The 19,815-nt window shown below is 60.4% G+C and carries 16 protein-coding genes; 12 read left to right on the top strand and 4 right to left on the bottom strand.

Translation table 11 applies throughout. The annotated features are described in order from the left end of the window. The first annotated feature begins 34 nt into the window (after positions 1–34). Positions 35–865: an SDR family NAD(P)-dependent oxidoreductase gene (locus GPY60_RS09390; protein ID WP_156687388.1), complete on the top strand. Its 831-nt coding sequence runs from the start codon at positions 35–37 to the stop codon at positions 863–865. Here GPY60_RS09390 and GPY60_RS09395 read toward each other — a convergent pair whose 3' ends face one another. Beyond that, positions 866–1,825, bottom strand: a complete 960-nt coding sequence (locus tag GPY60_RS09395) for an SMP-30/gluconolactonase/LRE family protein (RefSeq protein WP_156687389.1) — start codon at positions 1,823–1,825, stop codon at positions 866–868. Positions 1,826–2,319: 494 nt separating this feature from the next. Between GPY60_RS09395 and GPY60_RS09400 the strand changes: the two genes are divergently transcribed. The 7 genes from GPY60_RS09400 to GPY60_RS09430 all read left to right on the top strand — a co-directional run bounded on the left by GPY60_RS09400 (position 2,320) and on the right by GPY60_RS09430 (position 11,587). Next, positions 2,320–2,562 carry a hypothetical protein gene (locus tag GPY60_RS09400; protein ID WP_156687390.1) on the top strand — a complete coding sequence of 81 codons (243 nt, stop codon included), beginning with the start codon at positions 2,320–2,322 and terminating at the stop codon, positions 2,560–2,562. A 252-nt stretch (positions 2,563–2,814) separates the two neighbouring features. Beyond that, positions 2,815–5,571, top strand: coding sequence for a Z1 domain-containing protein (locus GPY60_RS09405; protein ID WP_156687391.1), 2,757 nt, complete (start codon positions 2,815–2,817; stop codon positions 5,569–5,571). Further along, positions 5,568–6,590, top strand: a complete 1,023-nt coding sequence (locus GPY60_RS09410) for a PD-(D/E)XK motif protein (RefSeq protein WP_156687392.1) — start codon at positions 5,568–5,570, stop codon at positions 6,588–6,590. Before GPY60_RS09405 ends, GPY60_RS09410 begins: the two co-directional genes overlap by 4 nt. A gap of 68 nt (positions 6,591–6,658) precedes the next feature. Next, positions 6,659–8,446, top strand: a complete 1,788-nt coding sequence (locus tag GPY60_RS09415) for a hypothetical protein (protein WP_156687393.1) — start codon at positions 6,659–6,661, stop codon at positions 8,444–8,446. Beyond that, entirely contained in the window at positions 8,443–9,354 is a 912-nt protein-coding gene (locus GPY60_RS09420; RefSeq protein ID WP_156687394.1) for a hypothetical protein, read from the top strand. Before GPY60_RS09415 ends, GPY60_RS09420 begins: the two co-directional genes overlap by 4 nt. A 19-nt stretch (positions 9,355–9,373) precedes the next feature. After that, positions 9,374–10,108, top strand: coding sequence for a hypothetical protein (locus GPY60_RS09425; RefSeq protein WP_156687395.1), 735 nt, complete (start codon positions 9,374–9,376; stop codon positions 10,106–10,108). A 195-nt stretch (positions 10,109–10,303) separates the two neighbouring features. After that, positions 10,304–11,587, top strand: a complete 1,284-nt coding sequence (locus GPY60_RS09430; protein WP_156687396.1) for an ATP-binding protein — start codon at positions 10,304–10,306, stop codon at positions 11,585–11,587. Here GPY60_RS09430 and GPY60_RS09435 read toward each other — a convergent pair. After that, on the bottom strand, positions 11,584–13,374 hold the full coding sequence (locus GPY60_RS09435) for a DNA cytosine methyltransferase (RefSeq protein ID WP_255457225.1): 1,791 nt from the start codon (positions 13,372–13,374) through the stop codon (positions 11,584–11,586). The genes GPY60_RS09430 and GPY60_RS09435 overlap by 4 nt on opposite strands. A gap of 294 nt (positions 13,375–13,668) precedes the next feature. Here GPY60_RS09435 and GPY60_RS09440 point away from each other — a divergent pair, with 294 nt between their 5' ends. Both GPY60_RS09440 and GPY60_RS09445 read left to right on the top strand, forming a co-directional pair. Further along, positions 13,669–14,052, top strand: a complete 384-nt coding sequence (locus GPY60_RS09440) for a very short patch repair endonuclease (protein ID WP_156687469.1) — start codon at positions 13,669–13,671, stop codon at positions 14,050–14,052. A 114-nt stretch (positions 14,053–14,166) separates the two neighbouring features. After that, on the top strand, positions 14,167–15,717 hold the full coding sequence (locus tag GPY60_RS09445) for an HNH endonuclease (RefSeq protein ID WP_156687397.1): 1,551 nt from the start codon (positions 14,167–14,169) through the stop codon (positions 15,715–15,717). 109 nt (positions 15,718–15,826) lie between these two features. Here the strand turns inward: GPY60_RS09445 and GPY60_RS09450 are convergent, their stop codons facing one another. Then, positions 15,827–16,279, bottom strand: a complete 453-nt coding sequence (locus GPY60_RS09450) for a VOC family protein (RefSeq protein ID WP_156687398.1) — start codon at positions 16,277–16,279, stop codon at positions 15,827–15,829. Positions 16,280–16,365: 86 nt separating this feature from the next. Here GPY60_RS09450 and GPY60_RS09455 point away from each other — a divergent pair, with 86 nt between their 5' ends. Then, positions 16,366–17,640, top strand: coding sequence for a cytochrome P450 (locus GPY60_RS09455; protein WP_156687399.1), 1,275 nt, complete (start codon positions 16,366–16,368; stop codon positions 17,638–17,640). Further along, positions 17,613–18,791, top strand: a complete 1,179-nt coding sequence (locus tag GPY60_RS09460) for an alpha/beta hydrolase (protein ID WP_156687400.1) — start codon at positions 17,613–17,615, stop codon at positions 18,789–18,791. The genes GPY60_RS09455 and GPY60_RS09460 overlap by 28 nt, the downstream gene beginning before the upstream one ends. A gap of 26 nt (positions 18,792–18,817) precedes the next feature. On the opposite strand, the gene GPY60_RS09465 is transcribed toward GPY60_RS09460, so the two are convergent. Next, positions 18,818–19,804 carry a metallophosphoesterase gene (locus GPY60_RS09465; RefSeq protein ID WP_156687401.1) on the bottom strand — a complete coding sequence of 329 codons (987 nt, stop codon included), beginning with the start codon at positions 19,802–19,804 and terminating at the stop codon, positions 18,818–18,820. Positions 19,805–19,815 lie beyond the last annotated feature (11 nt).

Consider the following 19,815-nt stretch of genomic DNA (forward strand, 5'->3'; position numbering starts at 1 on the left):
CGTACCGCCGTCGTTGGCGCGCAAGGGAGTTGACGTGATCGATCTCGGACTGTCCGGTAAGCGTGCCGTCGTATCGGGTGCGGGCTACATTCCCGGGCGGGCGGGGCACGGGCGGTTCACCTCGTTGGCGTTGGCCGAGGCGGGCGCCTCCGTCGCCTGCATCGACATCGACGAGGAGCGCGCCGAAGGCGTCGCCGCCGAGATCGTCGCCCGCGGCGGTATTGCCGTTCCGATCGTCGCCGACATGACCGACCCCGAGCAGGTCGGCCGCGCGATCGACGATGTCGTCGCCGCGCTGGGCGGTGTCGACGCGTGTGTCGACATCATCGGCGGCGCGACGTGGTCTCGGGTCGAGGACTTCACGGTGCCGTTGTGGGACAAGGCGATTCACTACAACCTGAACCAGGTCTTCTACCTGTTCCAGGCGGTGGCGCGGCAGATGATCGCTCAGGGCACCGGTGGGTCGCTGGTCGCGATCGCCTCGGTCGACGGCATCGCCGCCGCTTCTTATCACGCCGCCTACGGCGCGGCCAAGGCCGGTGTGATCTCTTTGGTCAAGACCTGCGCGGATGAGTTGGGACGGTATGGGATTCGCGCCAACGCGGTCGCGCCGGGCAATGTGGGATCGGGCAACGAGGATCTGCCGCCGAATGAGTACGGCGTCAATGTCATCAACCCGCTCGCGCCGCCGCGCGCGCACGACGTCGCCAACGCCGCCCTGTTCTTGTCGTCCGAACTGGCCGCCCGCATCACCGGACAGACGCTCGTCGTCGACGGGGGTACGACCAGCCGGCAACTCTGGGGGTTTCCCGCGTCGATCATCCCGGACGATCCGGAGGCGGCGCTTCCGGACTTCATGCGGTAGCTAGCGCTGGTGGACCAGCGGCAGGCCCGGTATCGAAGATCTGCCCTTGAGCACGTACGAGGTCTGGATCGAGCCGATGTAGATGTCGCGCATGTCGGGGCCGCCCCAGGCGATGCTGGTCGGGGCTTGCATTAGGGTGCCGTCGGGGTCGTCTATCACGGTTTGGGCCTGCCCGTCCGGGCTGATCGCCACGATTCTGTTGGCGAGGACTAGCGTCACCCAGAGGTTCCCCTCGGCGTCGAACGCGCAGCCGTCGGCCATCCCCCACCGGCGGCCGACCTCCGGGTCGGCCAGGAACCGGCCGTGGTCGGGGCCGAACTCGTGAGGTCGTCGGTCTCCTAGAGGTGGGCCGAATCTCTCTGGCGGGCCGAGTGTTTCGCTTTCGATTGGATATCTCACGATGTCGGCATTCACCGTGCGGACAACGTACAGGTAGTCCTCGTTGCGGTCCAGCGCCATGCAGTTCGGGAAGTTCACGTTGTCGGCGACCACGTGGGCCTCTTGGCGATCCGGGGCGACGCGGAAGAGGAAGCCGTCGGCGGTGCCGTTTGCGATGGTGTCGAGGAGGTTGGCAGCCATCGTGCTGACCGAACACCACAGGGCGCCAGTGGAATCGGTGAGGACGAAGTTGAGCCACCGCAGCGAGCGTCCGTCGAAATGGCCTTGTAGTAGCGGCGTTATCGCGCCGGTTTCTGTGTCGAGGTCCTGCAGCACGCCGGAGCCGAAGTTGGCAATCAGGAAGTGGCCGTTGCGGTCCAGAGCGATGCCGTTCGGCTCGCCACCCGCGTGGCCGATGCGGCGAATGGTTTTCTCGTCGAGGAGTTCCGCGACGGCAGAGGCCTTGTCGGAGGCGAACACTCGACTGTCATGGGTGACCAGAAGGTGCTCCGGGCGGTCCACGCCGTGCCCGATGGGGTGCAGGCGATTTACCTTGATTTGAGTTTCGGCCGTTCCGCTCATCGATTCCTTCGGACTCTTCGCAGCAGACTCTACGCGGGCCGATCAGACGAATCATAGAAGCGTGAAACTGCGTCGGAGTGTTCACGCCGCGCCACCGCAGTTCAAGCGCTGTGGTGGCGGCGGCTGCCCGCGGGCCCGCGAACACCCAATGTGAGACGTTTCTGCCGGAGGTGCTACCTGGCTCGCAACGACCCCAGGCGTTGGAAGTCGAAAGCTTCGGAGCCGGTGTTCCGGCCGGTGTTTGAAGATAATTGTGGTGCGGTTCTACGCGCGGTTTGTTGCAGCGCTCATTTGTTGAACCGTCGTCCAGCCCCGCAAGCGGGTCGGCGCGAGACTCGCATCCGCAGTCGAAAGTGCGGACTAGCCGGCAACTTCTCGGCGTATCCGCGGCGGGAATCCGAGACGGGCAGACACATAATTACAAGGAATGTTGGGTAAAGATTGATTGCGGCGCCTGAAGCGCGCCTCCTGCAGATCCACCATCGAGGAGCAGCATGTCGCTTATCGTTTCGTTCGAGTACCGCGGCGATCGCAACGCTCGGTTCCAAGCCGAACGCCACTGCGGCTGGTTCTACGCCGACATGCCTGGCGGGGGTCGAATGTTGCAGCTAGAAACGTATGCGCAGGATGGCACTACCAGTCAGATCATGCAATTCGATCGACGCGCGGCTGGAGAGCTGCTTGCGATCATTGCCAAGGTCTTCGTGGCTCCTACGAACGAACCGCCTGAACTGTGATCCGGCGTAGCGGCTCAGTTACCAGAGCGGATGCCATGCATAGTGGGTGGTTGGACTTGTTGGCATTGCCTTGCCACAGCTTTGCGCTGGCGGCGACATCGACCACCAGCGGCGCAGGGCCGCGCTGGAATCCGTTCGGCTCGGACCGTGATGCGATAGTTGGCTACCGACGTCTGAATGCTCCGGACAATAAGACTGTCGTTTTACTACGGGTTCTGCTCGGCAGGCGCAGGGGCGAGCAAGGAGGCGGGGATGGCTCCTAGCAAGGAAGTCGAAGAGGCTGCTGACGACCTTCAGGCGATGGTTTCGGGAGGCAAGTCCCCTGAGCAAGCCGCGCAAGCACTGATTAGATACGGGGCATCCGAAGAGGTCATCGCTTATGCGCGTGCGCTCTACGAGGAACGCGTCGGCATCATAAGTCACCTCAAAGAACCAATCGTCGTCAGCAAACCTGACAGCGAGCGCAGCTGGTATGGCGGACCGGGACCGTCCCCCGTCTACTGGGGCGAGTTTCGCCAAAACGTCATCGCTTCATTGCCCGCAGAAGTAGCGGACGACGCGATCGACGACATTGACCGCGCAACTAGCCGCATCCTGGACTTGGCCGGCGCACCGGGCTGGCAGACGATCAGGACAAAAGGCTTGGTCCTGGGGTATGTACAGAGCGGCAAGACGACCAACTTCATGGGCGTGATTGCCAAAGCCGCAGATGCTGGCTACCGCCTCTTTATTGTCTTATCTGGGATCACCGATAATCTTCGGTCCCAGACCCAGGAACGTATTGAGGAAGTGCTACTGGGCGACCACTTCGAACGGTGGTATCTTCTGACTCAGCTTAACCAGGACTTCGCAATGTCGGGCAACGCCGCCAACCTGCTTAATGACCCCGGGCAACGACTGATCGCCGTAGTGAAAAAGAACGGTTTCCGACTGCGCCGGCTTAAGGATTGGATCGATTCAGCGGGCTCCGAAGTGATCAAATCATTGCCGATCATGGTCATTGATGACGAGGCCGACCAGGCGAGTCTCAATGTTGCTAACAGAGGGCACATTTCTCGTATCAACGGATTGATCGGCCAGATCATCAAGAAACCCCGTAGTACTTACGTCGCCTACACCGCAACGCCATTTGCGAATTTGCTTACCGAGCCTCAAACCTACGAGAACCTTTATCCGTCCAACTACATCGTCGAAATGAAACAGCCAGAAGGCTACTTTGGTGCAGAGCAGCTGTTCGGAAGAGATACCCTTTCCGACGACGAACCCCGACGAGTCACCGGCGGGTTGGACGTCATCAGGATCGTCCCTGACAGCGAGGCCGTAATGGTTAAGCCGCCCACTGGCAGGGGGGCTGTGTATGAGTGGACGCCGTCGGTGACCCCCGCACTCGCTGATGCCATCGCATGGTTCCTCCTAGCGACAGCCGCTCGACGTGCTCGATGGTCCAAGACAACTCATTCGACCATGCTGATCCACACTTCCATGCTCGCGGAGGCGCACAACCGGCTCAAAGTTCCGGTCGAAAGCCACGTGGCAGTCATCGCCGAAAAACTAAGCACTGACCGTGTTCTCGGGGACCGACTCCGGCGTCTATGGGAAGATGAAGCGTCAGCGGTGCCCGCGGAAAGTATGGGTCTTGCCGTAGTCAGCTGGGAGCAAATCGAAACGACCCTCCCGCAGGTATTAGCAGAAGTCCGAGTGATCGTAGACAATTACACCTCGCAGGACCGCCTGTACTACGCAAAGGACACTCCCGCGACAGTCATCGTGATCGGTGGCAATACATTGTCGCGAGGGCTGACGCTGGAAGGGCTGGTTAGCAGCTACTTTGTCAGAGCGGCTTCGGCATACGACACCCTGCTGCAAATGGGCCGCTGGTTTGGCTATCGAAGGGGGTACGCAGACCTACCACGGATTTGGATGACGCAGGAATTGGCGGAATGGTTCCAAGACCTTGCAACGGTGGAGGAAGAGATCCGGAGAGACATCCGGTCCTATGGTGCTGGCATCACACCGGAGGATGTCGCTGTCAGAATACGCGTTCACCCGTCGATGATCATAACGTCAGCCGCAAAAATGCGCGGCGCTGTGGCCGCCTCTATTGACTTCAGCGGAAGCCGTGAGCAAACGATTATCTTCGAGCACCGCAAGGAAAAGTGGCTCCAGAACAATATCACGGCGACGCGAAAGCTGTTCACAGACGCCATCGCCGCTGTCGGCATCGAGGATAATCGTAAAACGGGGCGTATCATCGTCAAAGGCGTACCGGGTGAGCGCGTTTTGGAATTCCTAAAAACTTACAAGATGCATCCCAAGGCGGTCCGACTGCGCGCAGACCTACTGACGCGGTACATCCGAAAACAGATGGAACAAGGCTCGCTGATGGCTTGGAATCTGGTCCTCATCGAGAATCCCAGGCGCAGCGAGGTCGTAGGTCTCGATCTTGGTGTGGGACGCGCGATCCGTACCGTCGAGCGAAGTAGGCTCGAGCGCTACTCAGACTATGCCAATATAAAAGCTTTGGTTTCCACTATTGACCGGATCTCAGACACAGGGGTCGCTGTTAAGGAACTGCCATCCGATGTAGACCCCAACGATGATTACGATCTGCGGAAGTATCGTGAGGACATAATGGGGGGCATCGGCCTGTTGGTCGTCTATCCAATCGACCGAGATTCAAAAATGCGCGAAATTACGTCTGATAAGGAACCTCGCGATCCGAGGACGGATCTCAATGCGGTCGACCATGTGATCGGCTTGGGGATCTTTTTTCCCGACGCGGTCGGGGAACCCGTCGTCGAGTACAAGTCGGCCAAGATCGTCGGCCCAGTGGTCGAGGACCAAGTCGACGACTTCGCTGCCTTCGAAGAGGCAGACAAACTGGCTGCACAGTCAGAGGAGAACGCGACTATGCCCAGAGACTCGGCCGAAGCTGCTGCGATGGAACGCGAGGCCAAGGTGCCGCCGTCGGCCTCCGTTCAGCGCAGTTCTTCAAAGAGGGGACGATGACTCCGGCCTCGGGCGCGTCCGAAGAGGCTTGGCGGCTCCTCGAACGTGCGAAAAACGAGGATCTGACGACCCGCGAGAGTGGCGTTAGTACCACTGGAGGTTCGGTGGTCCATGCTCTGGACCCCGGGCGACACCGCCATCTCTTGTTGCCCGTAACGCCCGAACACGTCGACATTGAAGACAGTCGGTCGAGGGGCGTGTCTGTCACGATGCGAATCCTCCAGGGCGCCGAGGAGAAAGAACGGCGCTATATCGACGTTGAGTGTCGGGAGGTACCGCTAAACGACCTCTTCTCCACCGTCTGCGACGAGATCTTAGTGTGCGTTGCAAACACACCCGATGCCGCCGGTTTGTGTGTGACCACCATTTTGGAGCGCTGGCGTGAACTGCTAGGACCGGCCAGTCAAAGACTTCTCAATGAGCAGGCGCTGAAAGGACTACTTGCCGAGTTGCATGTCTTAGAGGCTCTCGCTGCCGTCTCGCCTTCTCTGGCGATGAAGATCTGGACCGGCGTCCAACGGCGTCGCCATGATTTCACCGGTGTTCATGCCGCATGTGAGGTCAAGGCCTCGTCCCTGACAGAAGAGGTCAAAATCCATATAAACGGACTTCGACAGCTGTCGGCCCCGCCCTCCGGTTCGCTGTACTTGGCCGTTGAAAGGTTCGAGCGGGTGCCCGACGGCGGCGACTCCATAACTCAAGCAATCACGCGCATCGAAAGACTTGGAGTTGCTAGCCTCCAGCTCCTGTCGCAGCTGTCTGAGCTCGGCGTCCAGCCCGCCGATTTAACCGTTTACCGCCAAGTGCAGTTCCGTTCCCTCGAACGACGGCTCTACCTCGTCGACCACAGTTTTCCGCGCTTGACTCCTGAACTGCTCCAAGGAAAATCAGCGGCTGATCGGATCAGCAGTGTCGAATACGTGCTTAACCTGGGCGCACAACCACCGGTACCCCTCCCATCCAAGGCTTTCGACGAGTTGCCGGGCTGGCTATTCGAGGGGAGTAAAGATCTGCTGTGAGCCTTAACCTAATCTCCGAACGGTATTCGGCGTCTGGGTCGATGGTCGCACGCACCTTGAGTCGCGCCGTGCGCAACACCGAGCTCGATGAGTGGTCCCTACTGTTAAGGGAAACCCTACAGAATTCCATCGATGCCCGGTTAGACCATCGGCGAGCGATCGATTTCCGCGTCGGACTCAATAGCGCAACGTCATATCAACGCACGGCGCTAAGCCACGACGTCTTCGGCTATGACATTCCGAAAGAACTCGAAGCATTAGCCACCGTGTTGAAGCGTCGAGAATTGCCCCTGCTTATCATCGCGGACTCGGGCACGCGGGGACTGGGCGGACCCACGCGCGCGGACACAGTCACCCAAGACCGCACCGACTTCAGGGACTTCTTCCTCAACGTTGGGCGCGAAGAAGCCAAGCGGTACCAGGGGGGCACCTTCGGCCTCGGCCGCGGCATCCTCTTTGAGATCAGCGAGGCCGCCACTATCGTCGTGTTCACCCGAACAACCGCAGAAGGTAAGCCCGTGGTCCGGTTGATGGGCATGTCTCTGAGCGCCACATACGACCGCGCGGGACACCGCTACACCGGCCGACATTGGTGGGGTGTCGATTCCGATGGTGGGCAACCTCGTCCAGTGACCGGCAGGCCGGCCGAGCAAATCGCCGGCCGGCTTGGCTTAGACGCAGTTCCGCCTGATTCGACCGGAACGGCCATCCTCGTAGTCGCCCCTCGAATCCCGCAGAACGATGACGACTCAGTCCGGCTGTTGGAGCCGATCGACGAGATGATTAGAGCAGCAGTGCAATTCGGCTGGCCACTTATGATCGGTCGCCATGGCCGGCGGGCCGTGAGATTTACATTTGAGCACGGCGGCGAATATTGGGAGCCCGGACCGCCCGATGCGCCCGAAAGTCCCGTCAGGCACTTCGTCGAAGCGTACCGAATCGCCGAAGCAGCCGATCCTCCCGGATCACCCAGTTCGTGGCGATATCAAGACATTCAGTTTCGTGCAGGGCGCAGCGAACCCAAACCCCTAGGCGCCCTTGCCTTCAGGCACCTACCCCCTGTCACGGGTCAGCCACCTGAGGAGGACGACGGATCGGGAATTCCGCCGGCCTCGATCGCGCTAATGCGCAACCCGCGCATGGTCGTTCGATACTTGCCGGTCGCAAAGCACCCAGCAGGATCTTCGACCGTCGGGGTATTTATCGTGGACGACCACTTCGATCGACAATTCGCCGAGTCGGAGCCCGTCGCACACGACGACTGGATCCCCGCCAAAATTGCGTCGGTTAAGAACCAATTTAATCCGGTCAAGCAGGCCCTCGACAAAATCAAAGCAGCGGTAAAAAACAGTTGGATCATCGATGTGATACCCAGCGGCCCTGACTCGGGGCCCGACGGGCTAGCACCAATAATCGGCGATCTGCTCGGCGGACTGGTCGCCGACACACCCGGCTTCAGTGGCCAGCCCGGCAAGAAGGCGTCAAAGCCCCCTCCGACTTCTAGTCCCAAGAACACACGAGCCCTCGTGATGACACCCCAACTACGCGCCGGCGACAGCGGCGCTCTGCTCGCAGTTTTTCCGGTGAAAGTCGAGCGCGTCAATGCTGGATCGTCGGTAACGCTCAGAGCGGAGGCGAAGGTGGTGCTGGATCGCGGAGTGGAGAAGGAGGAAGATAGGCCTGCCGATGCCCCCGCACCCTTGGTGGCGGGATGGGAGAATTTGAACGGACAACTCTTGGATGATCGCGCTCGCCTGACCGTCGACAGTTCAATTAAGGAGTTACGCCTCCTCGTCACGCAGCCATTGGACACCGTCATAACGGTAGAGGTGGAGGCATCGGAGTTTATAGGATGAGCCGGACCATTAGCCGCGGTTACCTATTGCCCTCGCCAGAGTGTTTCAACGCGTCCGAATGGCGCGTGACACCCGCAGGTCGTGAACCCCTAGCGGACCCTGATCGGATCGACGGCTGGGACTACGCAACCGACCTATTGATAGAACGAACGCTGTCCGTAGATCTCGAAGCGGTGCGCGCCGAGGCGGGGTTGCATTCTCGTGATCAGTTGCGATGCGTCATTCAATGGACGTCGCCAGCCGAGAGCTCTACCGGATTGCAGGGATCCTCACCGGTGAAAACACTCACCGAAGGACCGCAGGACATTAGCTGTCTGGTAACAGGGTTCGAGATCGGCGGCGTTCTGCAACTCCGAACAACTGTGTCGCTGGCGATCGGATCGTCCGATGTCCGGAACCCGCTGGCCGCGCGCCGCTCCGGCTCTATCCTGTGGTCTGATGAGCACCAAATAATCCTTGAAGGTGAAGCCACACGGTTCCCAACCGAATTACTCAGCTTCAGCGCCAGCGGATTAGGCCCGACCGGCTGCGCCTGGCGTGTCATGGTGGAGACGGCCGACCTAGACGCGCCCGCGTTGTCTGCCGTTAGGGTCCTCATCAACAGTGACCACCCAGCGTATGAGTGCTTAACGAAGAAACCAGATAGTGCGGAGGCGGCGCTTACGCGCGACTTTTTGCAATATGACGTAGCACGCCAACTTGTCCTAGCCGCGCTCGCCCAGGATGAGTTGAAAACCGTAGACTACGAACCGGGTTCAATTGGAGCGATTCTCCGCGCGCGGCTGATGACGTATTTCTCCGCCGAGGGCCGCGATATCGCTCCGCTCAGGCAGCGCTGGCGACTCGACCCTGGGGAAATCGATGCGGAACTCCAACCCTTCTTCCTGACAGGCAAGTTTGATGGCTAGCCCGCTCTACTTTCCTCGCATGCCGGGCTTAGCCGCACGCAAGCTCCTCGCCGAGTACACGAACATGAAAATCGAGGATCTTCGCTCTCGAGCCGAGCTTGAGTCCGATCAGGCGTACTACTATCCCACAGCTCCCTCGGGCCAGCGAGTCCCTACGTCGGTGCTCGACGAATTCCAGAACACGATGCGCGAAGTCGCAAAAAACTTCGGCTACCCAGAGAAGCTAAGCCCGAAAGACCGCAGACGCACTGAGTGGGACCGCGTAGTCGTCGAGCACATCCTCCAGGTCACGCCGCTCATCCCTGCCGAAGCATCCGTGCAATCGGTGTGGTCATATCTAAGTCTGGTGGTTGTACCAGATGTCGCATTCTGGAGATGGCCGAACAGGGGCAATAAGGACGATTACGAACGCATCTTGGGCTATCCGCGAAACGTCTTCCGCCGGTTGTGGTGGCGGGCATTCGCCTTGGGTCCAGTCGCCGCGGAGATCTTCGAGGATGAAGCCGTGGCGATCCTCGAACGAACTGCAATCGGTGGAAACCGCAAGGTGGCCCGGATCATTGCCGAGACACACCTGCGTGAACTAGGCGATGAGGGTCGACGCACCTTGCTGATGCGCGATGCTATGAAACGACTCCGGCGACTGCACGCGTTCATCTCGTTCCATTCGCTTCAGGAGGGCGAGATCCGAGCACTGGTGGAAGAGGTCTTCAGCTCCGCTAGGTCGTCCCTGCGGATCAAAGTGGCTGGTTAGACATAATTTGAGTAGCCCAACATGCCGATCCTAGGCTCGCCCATCTGGGCATCGATTGCACCGGCACTCCACGACGCCGTCAACACCGCTGAGTGATCCACAAACCAATCGGCCTGCCGCGAGTCGGTCGAAAATTGTCCGCCCTCCCTGCTTAACTATGGCCAACAGCAGCACCGATCTAGGAGCTCTAGCGCAATGAAACTCTCCAGCGCCGCGCCGTCGGCGGCTCGACTCACGTCCTCTTTGCGGGACATTGGCTACGACTTCGTCAGCGCGGTCGCCGACCTTATCGACAACAGCATCGCCGCGGGTGCGACTGACGTCGCGGTGGAAATCGAGTTTGCTGCTGGAGACTCCGCAATCTACATCGCGGACAACGGTTGTGGGCTCAACGCGCGGGGAATGACCGAGGCACTCCGGTTCGGGAGCCGGCGCACTTACGGGTCCGGTGATCTTGGTCGATATGGGCTGGGCCTGAAGACTGCGTCGCTATCCCAAGCGCGTTCCTTGACTATCGTCTCGAGATCGGCTGACCGCAAGCGTCCGCTCTGGAGGTCGCTGGACTTGGATCTCATCGCTGAGTTCGATGACTGGGTACTTGCCGAAAACCCCCGAGACCACGCCGTCACCAAGAGCGAAGAGATGCTCGGGACTGGTACAGGCACTGTTGTGATCTGGCAGAACCTCGATCGAGTCCTACCCGCCTCCGGCGCGAATGGGGGATGGGCGAAACGGCGCTTCGAGGTACTCGTGGAGAAGACCAAGCGGCATCTCGCGATGGTGTTTCACAGATTCCTGACAGGTGAGAACAAAGCTCCGCGTATCTCCATCAGCGTCAACGGCGAAAAGGTGCGCGCTTGGGACCCCTTCGTTCGCCATGAACCTGGGACACAACAGCTGTCGACGCAGCAGTTCGAACTCGAAAGCTCGACAGGAGTGGGAGCAGTCGAGCTTCGCCGCTACATTCTTCCCGGCAAGAGAACATTCAGCTCCCTCGACGCGTTCGAGAACGCAGCCGGACCACTCAATTGGAACCGGCAGCAGGGCCTATATGTTTATCGCGAAAATCGGTTGGTGCAGTGGGGAAGCTGGGGCGGCACCCGGGGTATCGACGAGCATACAAAGCTTGCCCGCGCGAGTCTCGACTTCACGAGCACCCTCGACGAGGTCTTCAACATCAATGTTGCGAAGATGCGGGTGTCCGTGCCAGCTCAGCTGAAACAGATGTTAGAGCGGCCCGTCAGCGAGTTGTGCATTTTGGCTGACCGGGTCTACCGTCGCCACAACTCCGAAACAACCGAAGACGGCGACGAGGTTGTCGAACACGAAGACAAGGCCCCGCTCAGCGGCTCACTTTCGGAGATTGGGTTGGCGCTTAAATCAGCAGCCATCCAGTCAGGCCACTACGACGCCTTCAAAGAAGTCATCGAAGTCATGAATCGGCAGCATCCTGAACTGGCAAGAGGTCTGGGTTTCTAGCCGCTGGCGCCAACACACCACCGGTTCAACGGGCATTCCATGCACAACGGCTTATCCACGAGGCAGATCTCGGCCGCCAGTGCGATCAGTCCTAGGTGCGCCGAGCGTGAGTGTTCGGAGAAGCCAACCATCCCCGCCACTGCAATTCTCCCGTCGGTCTGTACATTTCTCTTGTCGGCATCGTTACCTTGAAAGCGGCTTGCGACGCGCAGAACACCCTTGGTGATCAGGACTGGTTCCTCGCTTTCATGCGCCCCCACGGTGACCGGCAACGCCAGTTCAACCAGGTCTACTAGAGCCGCCGGCATAGCCGACAAGGCCGCGCGATCAATGTTCGGCTGCCATAGTGCGGTCGGAGCGGCGTTCATCTGTTCGACGAGCTGGCGCACCGCCGAGATCCGGTGGCCACGACCGACCCCCGACATGAGCTCATCGAGCAGATCAACCGCCTCGCCGCAAGGAACGCCACTCGGGCTAAGGTTGTGTTGCCTGTCGATGATTGGCCAAACCGCATTAATGACGGTGGGTGTGGCACGGTCAAGAAGCAACTCACCAAGGACAAACTTCCACCGATTGTCTGTCTTCAACCAGGGGACAGTCGGGATGGAGGACTGTTCGCGGAACCAGCGAGCCAGTTTCGCCGACGTCTCCCGCGTCAAAAGCCCAGCCCTACTTCCGGACGCCAACGAAGCCCTAACCTCGGTACCAATAACTTGTCCGATTAGTGGCGGTACCGCGTTTCCGATCTGTTTGAATGCCGCCGAAGGCGGGCCCGCAAATCTGAAATCATCTGGGAAAGTCTGAATTCGGGCGGCCTCCCGCACGGTGAGAGTACGTGGCTGTCGAGGGTGGATGTACCAGTAGCCGTCTTTGGCGATATGCGCGGTGATTGTCCGCGAAAGATCGTTCTCGTCCAATTTCTTATACTTGTCGTCAAAAATGTCCTTGCGATAACGCTGGTACTCCGGAGCTAAGTCGGTGTACTTGGTCTTGTGCGTCATCGATTCGAATGCCGCACGGTCATCCTCGCGCACTGGACGGGTGATGTGATCGAACAACTTGAACGCGTCAACCTGCGCCACGTTTCGTCGCATCCATTTCTGGTACTCGGTCCGCGGGCCAACGTAGTCCGCCCACCCGAACGCACCGCCCGCCGGACGCCACCCACCCTCAACTTCGGGCATATCACCAATCGCGTTCCAAAGCGTCACCCGCTTCTCAGACTCGGCCGGCCACGCGAATTTGATCCTGTTCTTCAGGGCGACCAACAGCAACCGCTGCCGCATCTGAGGTACCCCGTAGCGCCAAGTATCGATAACACGGGCCGAAACTGAGTAGCCGATTTGCTCGAGTTCCTCCGTCATGCTGCGCAAGATGAACATCTCACGATCCAAAGCCATGTCCGGAACGTTCTCCATGATTACGGCACGCGGGCGGGCTAGCTGGACAATCTCCAGGAAAGAACGCCACAGGTCTCGGCGTTCGTCGTGGGGATCGGCTGCTCCGGTGAGAACTCGGTGACGCAGCATCGAACGTCCCGCCCGAGAGAACGGCTGGCAGGGCGGGCCACCTGCCAAGACGTCGATTTTGTTGCGCCTCAGCATCTTTGCAACACGCGCAATCGTTGCGGGATCCGCTAAATCCTCTTGCACCGACATCCCGGCGAAGTGGTGACGGTGGGTCTCAACGGCAAAGCCGTAGTGATCGACCCCCAGAACTACACGGAAGCCGGCGTCCTCGAGTCCTAAGCTCATACCGCCTGCACCACTGAATAGGTCGGCGGCCAACGGCAGGCCGTGACTCCGTAGATGCGAGCAAAGTGCAGCTAGCTCCTTCTCCGAGCCGGCGTGACCCAGGTGAGGTGGAAGCTCGAGGAAAGGTCCTCGAATCTGCTTAACGGCATAAAATGACCCCATAGAGGTCTTCGATCGCGAGGCCATGCTGCAAGATTAAGTGAGCGGTGTGACACTCGCCCGAGGCGCGCCGTCATTCTCCTAGCCATCAAGCCTCCCAGAAGCATTGCCAGGAGCACAGCATTGACCCAGCCTCTCACTCCCCCAAGCGACGTTGTGCGACGGCAGATGCAGGCCCAGAAAACCGCTGGCACGCGCATGGAGTTACAGGTCCGTAGGCGGTTGCACGCCTTGGGCTACCGCTACCGAGTCGACCGCAGGCCTCTTCCCGACGAAAAATTTAGAGGTGACATCGTTTGGAGTGGTCGTCGGCTCGTTGTGTTTTTGGACGGTTGCTTCTGGCACGGGTGCTCAATCCACGGTACGACGCCAAAGTCGAACACCGGCTGGTGGCGGAATAAGATCGAAGGCAACCGGGCCAGAGACCGACGTGTGGACGAACTCTTGCGGCGGAACGGTTGGACTGTATTGAGATTCTGGGAACACGACGACACAGAAGCGATCGTGGAAGCAATCACACAATATCTTGAATCGACAACGGGCCGGCGCTAGACGTTGTCAGCGATCGACTACTCTGTTAGTTCGCGACTCAGGCGTTCGAGGCTTCGATGCCAATACGCGGACATCGAGCACTATTGAAACGCGCTGAACAAAAGGAGGCTTCGGATGAGTGGAATCACTATATCCAAAAATATGCGTGCAAAGTTACCCGAAGATCAGCGCGAGGGCCTCGAAGACTACCTATGGGCAAAGTCCCAACAACTGTGCAGCCTCTGCGAACAGCCTATGAACAAGGTCGCGGACATGATTGAGGCCGATCACGACGAACCCGAGACTGAGGGCGGACAGACTAGCCGCGACAACCTTCGTCTAGCCCACGCCTCATGTAATAAAGCCAAGAGAAACAATCCATCCGTGGATGTGCGGCCCTACCTGAAACTCAGGGCGTTTGCACAACAAAAGTCGAATGTTATCCGCTACGACGACTGTGCCGGCCATTTTGGGATTGTCGCTGGACCAACCGCAATTGAATCCACCGATTCGACGACAAGATTCCAATTCTCCGACGGCACGACTCGAGAGATGCCGACTTTTGAAGACTCCTGGCCGAGTGGAAAGTTGTGGCGGTACGTATACGTAGATGTGCCCAGATCCGCCCTCTACAACGATTCGGAATGCCAACCTCGCACGATCAAACTTGGACAAGCCTGGGCAATTTTCGTCGATCTACAGAAAAATCCCCTTCACGAACCGCCAAGCTGTAGAGTTGTGCCGGATCCCAGTGGAGAGAAACGCCTCGCAATGTTTGATGGCCAGCACAAAACGGTGGCGACATGGATGCGCGGAGCACAGCGCGTTACCGCGAAGGTATATCTGAATCTTTCAAAGGACGAGGCTATACATCTTGTCAACTCAATCCAGGCCAAGATTAAAAAGTTGCCATTATCGCCGTTTGAGCTATCTGCGAAAATGTCGGATGAGTGGTCTGCGAAGCTGGGGGAGTACGAATCAGCAGTCGGTTCGGACGAAGCGTCAGAGGCGGGATTCATCGATTGGCTTCCCGCGCTCGACCGACAGCGTGCGAAAGGGGCCTTCCAAGCCGCCCTCGTGCAAGATTTGTTGTCAGCGCCCGAGCTCGCAATGCTGAAGTTTGTTCGCCGCGCCGGTCAGCCGGAGACTGATACCTCCCTTATCACGGAGAACGCCTTCAAGGAAAAGGTTCTAAAGCGGATGCTGCAAAGCAAACCTCTGACTGAAAGGGGCGATGAAGGTCAAGGACTTCGCAATCGAGAGCGTGAGAATATTACTCAGGCTTTAAACACCTTGAACGAGCTCGCTTTCGAACCGCAAGGGGCTGGTATTCCCCTATCAGCGGATGAGACTGAGCGACGAAGAAGGATGGTTTATCAAAGCTCGCTAGCTTATATTGCCACGTTGCTCCGTTCCCTGTATCGCCAAGTTCTTGCTTTAGACCAAGAGCGAGCGATGCTTGAAAAACAGCCGAATGAAACCCAACTCCAAGCGATTCGAGAGGGCGTAGAACGGCTGGTGAATCATCCGGTCTGGACGACTCTGTTCGACCACAGTCAAAAGATGAAGGCGATCCAAGATGCGCTATCGAAGAACCAAGATGCCAAGGCCGCTTTCGAAGCAGTCGGGCTTAAATTGGGCTATCTCGTTGGCGCCGATGAACTTCCGAATAATTGGTATTCGTAGAGGTGCCTGCTTCGGATTACCTGGCGGCCCCCGTGAAGGGATCGGATCACGGCCGTTGTGGCCCTCATTGGAGTACTGCTCCAGCGGGAGTAACACGCAGGCGGGGTGATTACGCGCGCTGCGGCAGAGCTGACAACCACCCATCCGGAAGCAATTCCAACAGCTGCCCGTCCGGGTCCCGAATCATAGCCGACCCCTCCGTCACCGTCGTGTCGACCACCGATCCCCCAAACTCCGCAACGCGCCCCAGCACGCCCGGCAGATCAGACACAGAAAACGAGATGTGCGTCAAGCCCACCTGGTCCATCGTGCGTTCCGCCCCGGCGTGCACCTCGCGCTTCGAGTAATCAAGTAACTCGAGCACGAAGCCGTCCCGCACCAGGTACGTCGCATGCACACCGAGCGGCTCGGGTAGCCCCACCAGCTGCGCGGTCCTGTCGTCGGGCGGGTCAATCTCCCACCAGAACTGAAACCCGAGCAGGCCCTCGTAGAAGCGCCGCGACCTCGCACGATCGGCGACGCATAGCCCGACGTGGTTGAAAGTCGTCCGGTGACTGCTCATCGCGGCCTTCCTCGGCATGCCCAAGCGCTAATAATGCAAAGATAGTGTAGAAAGCCGAGCTCTCGTCGCGGTAGAGGACCCTGGAGATGACAACCCAACCGGACATCACCCCCGACGCTGTCGTCGACTTCGACCACCACTCCGACGACTACAACCTCAACGAGCTGGCCTACAACAAAGACGTCCGCCAGAAATGCCCCGTCGCCTGGAATACCAACTACGGCGGCTTCTGGTTCCTCACCAGCTACGCCGCCGTCAGCCAAGCGGCCAGGGACGGCGACACGTTCGCCCACAAGTACGAGCCCAACTCCGCAGACGGCGTCGATTACCAGGGCGAGATGGGCGTCCCGCGACCGGAAGGCCAGCCGGCCCTCGGCATCGGCGAGATCGACGGCCCCTACCACCAGGCCCTACGCCACGCGCTGGCCCCGTTCCTCTCCCCCGGCGCCGTCCAACGGCTCAAGCCGTTCATGGAAGACCAGGCCCACCACTTCCTTGACCAGAAAATCGCTAAAGGCGACATGGACCTCGTCCTCGACTACGCCAGCCCGGTACCGGCAATCCTCACCATGAAGCTCATGGGCCTGCCGTACGACAACTGGCATCTCTATGCCAACCTCTTCCACTCCGTCATGGCCCTTCCGCAGGACAGCCCCGACTACCTCGAAGCCATCTCCCAAGTCCCGCAGATGATGCAAGAGGTCCTCGACTATGCGGCCGCCCGCAAAGCCAACCCGAAGGACGACCTCACCAGCTTCCTTCTCCAGTTCGAGTTCGACGGCCAACGCCTCACCGACGAGCAGCTGCTCAACATCCTCTGGAACCTCATCGCCGGTGGCGTCGACACCACCACCTCCCAGACCGCGCTCACCCTCCACCACCTCGGCACCCACCCGGAACTACGGCAGCAGCTCATCGACCACCCCGAGCTCTACCGCACCGCCACCGACGAATTCCTGCGCTACTTCTCCGTCAACCAGACCCTGAGCCGCACAGTAACCAAGGACATTGAGCTGGAAGGCCAGCACCTCAGAAAGAACGACCGAGTCGTCATCAGCTGGCTCTCGGCCAACCACGACGAAAATGAATTCGACTGCCCCGACGAGATCATTCTCGACCGAACACCCAACCGCCACTTGGCATTCGGTCTCGGCCCCCATCGCTGCATCGGCTCGCACCTGGCGCGGCTGATGTCCGAAGTCATGGTCAAGGCCGTCCTCGACCGCATCCCCGACTACCGCGTCGACACCGACAACGTCCAGCACTACCTCGGCAACCCCAGCATGACCGGACTCGGCACCCTGCCGGTCACCTTCACACCGAAGGAGCCTCGATGCCCGACCGCCGCTCCAACCCCCTGACGCAGATCCTCGGCTCCTTCACCCGCACCGGCGGCTTCTACGCCCGCTCGTGGGGCACCTACCTCGACCGCCAGCCCGACGAGCTCCCGGTCGCCCGGCCCACCATCGCCCTTGCCGCACAGGCGTTCCGCGACGAGATCCTGCTGACCGGCTTCAGCCTCCTGCGCCACGCGCCCGACGCCGCGACACTCGACAGGATCGACCGCGAAGTCCAAGCCGCGCAAGCCTTCTACCAAGACAAGGGCTGGCTCGACAGCCCGGAAGGCTTCTTCACGGCACCGCCACCACTCACCGACGTCACCGTCAAGCCCGTCAGCAACATGGGCCGGCTCTATCAGCGCTTCACCTTCGACAGCCTCTACGCGCCCCACGACGGCGAACCCGGCGGCGAACGCTGGCAAAGCTACTCATCCAACGACCGCGTGTATGGCCTGATGTTCCGCCACCGCCGGCCCCGCCCCTGGCTCATCTGCATCCACGGCGCCGAGATGGGACGCGCGGCCCTTGACCCGATGCTGTTCAACGCCTGGCACCTCTATCGCCACCTCGGCCTCAACGTCGTGCTGCCCGTCCTCCCCCTGCACGGACCACGTTCGGGCCCAACGCGATTCCCCAGCGAGGACGTCCTCGACGACGTCCACGGCGCCGCCCAATCGGTCTGGGACGTCAGGCGTCTCATCACGTGGATCCGCGCCGAGCAACCCGACGCCAAGGTCGGCCTCAACGGCATCTCCCTCGGCGGCCTCGTCAGCTCACTGGTCGCCAGCCTCGACGACACGCTCACCTGCGCCATCCTCGGCGTCCCCGCCGTCGACTTGGTCAAGCTCGTCGGCCGCCACGCCGGCCTCAGCGGCCACATCCAACTCAGCCACACGATGGCCGCGGCCAAGCCCATCGGGCGGATGGTCTCCCCGCTAGCGCTGACGCCGAAGGTGCCGCCGGAAGGCCGCTTCATCTACGCCGGCCTCGCCGACCGGCTGGTGCACCCCCGCGACCAGGTCACCCGCCTCTGGGAACACTGGGGTAAGCCCGAAATCCATTGGTACGCAGGCGGACACACTGGGTTTTTCCGCTCGCGGCCCCTGCAGCGGTTCGTCGACGACGCGCTCATCCAGTCGGGGCTCGTAGACGCGGCCCGCACACGACGGTAAGCCTCGGCAGCTGGACAGGAAAGCCGTCAGGCCGAGGCGCTGCGCGAGACGTGCTGCGGATCGTGGGGGAAGTAGTGCTCCCAACTGATGGTGGGCTCCCCGTTCCATCGATAGGCGACCAGCGGCCCCTTCGCGGCGGCGCTGAAGTCCACACAGGCCGTGTAGGTCGTCCAGTCCTCCCGATGGTTCTCCCAGGAGCGCCAATAGTGCCCGTAGAACAGCGGCACCGGATCGGTGTACACGTAGGTACGCCCCTCGCCGGGGTCGATCTCCAGCGCGGGCAGTTCCGGATAGGGTTCTCCGGCCTCGGTGACGGCGCCACGCACATCGGCCAGGTCCCGCAGCGTGGCCGCATCCGGATCCCACCACCGGACCCGGGCCTCTTGGCGGCGGTGGGCCTCCTTGTCCAGATACGGCGGCTGCCCATAGCGGGTGAGGCTGAGCTCGGGGCCCTTCAGCAAAACCTCCACCGCCCGGTAGAGATCGGTTCCCTTCCGCGCCGCGTCGACCAGGTGCTCGCCGGTCAAACGGTTGCCGCCGCAGGCGGCTTCCACCACGCGCATTGAGTCGGTGTGCCAGCAGGCGTGCACCGCACGCACATGGCCAAGATCCAGCCAAAGCGGAAGCGTGAGAAACCATTCCAGGTAGTACGCCTGCTCCGCAGGATCCAGCTGAGTCAGAAACGCCCGATGCTGCTTATTGTTCTTCTCAGTGTGGCGCCGCATGAACTCACCGGGATGGTCCGGATCCGGGATCGCGTACGCGATCGCGTTGAACTCGTGGTTGCCCATCACGACATCGGCGCTGCCACAATCGACCATCGCCTCCACCAGCTGAAGAACCTCGCGCTGCTCGGCCCCTCGATCGATGAGGTCGCCCACGAACAGCGCGCGACGCTGCGGGTGTCGATACGCGCCACTGCCCGGATCGACGGTGTAGCCCAAGCGCTCCAAGAGCTGGCGCAGCGGCGACGCGCAACCGTGCACGTCGCCGATGATGTCCAATCCCTCCATTACCGCTACGC

Origin of the sequence: Mycobacterium sp. Marseille-P9652 (assembly GCF_902652685.1) — a bacterium.
In the GTDB taxonomy this organism is placed as follows: domain Bacteria; phylum Actinomycetota; class Actinomycetes; order Mycobacteriales; family Mycobacteriaceae; genus Mycobacterium.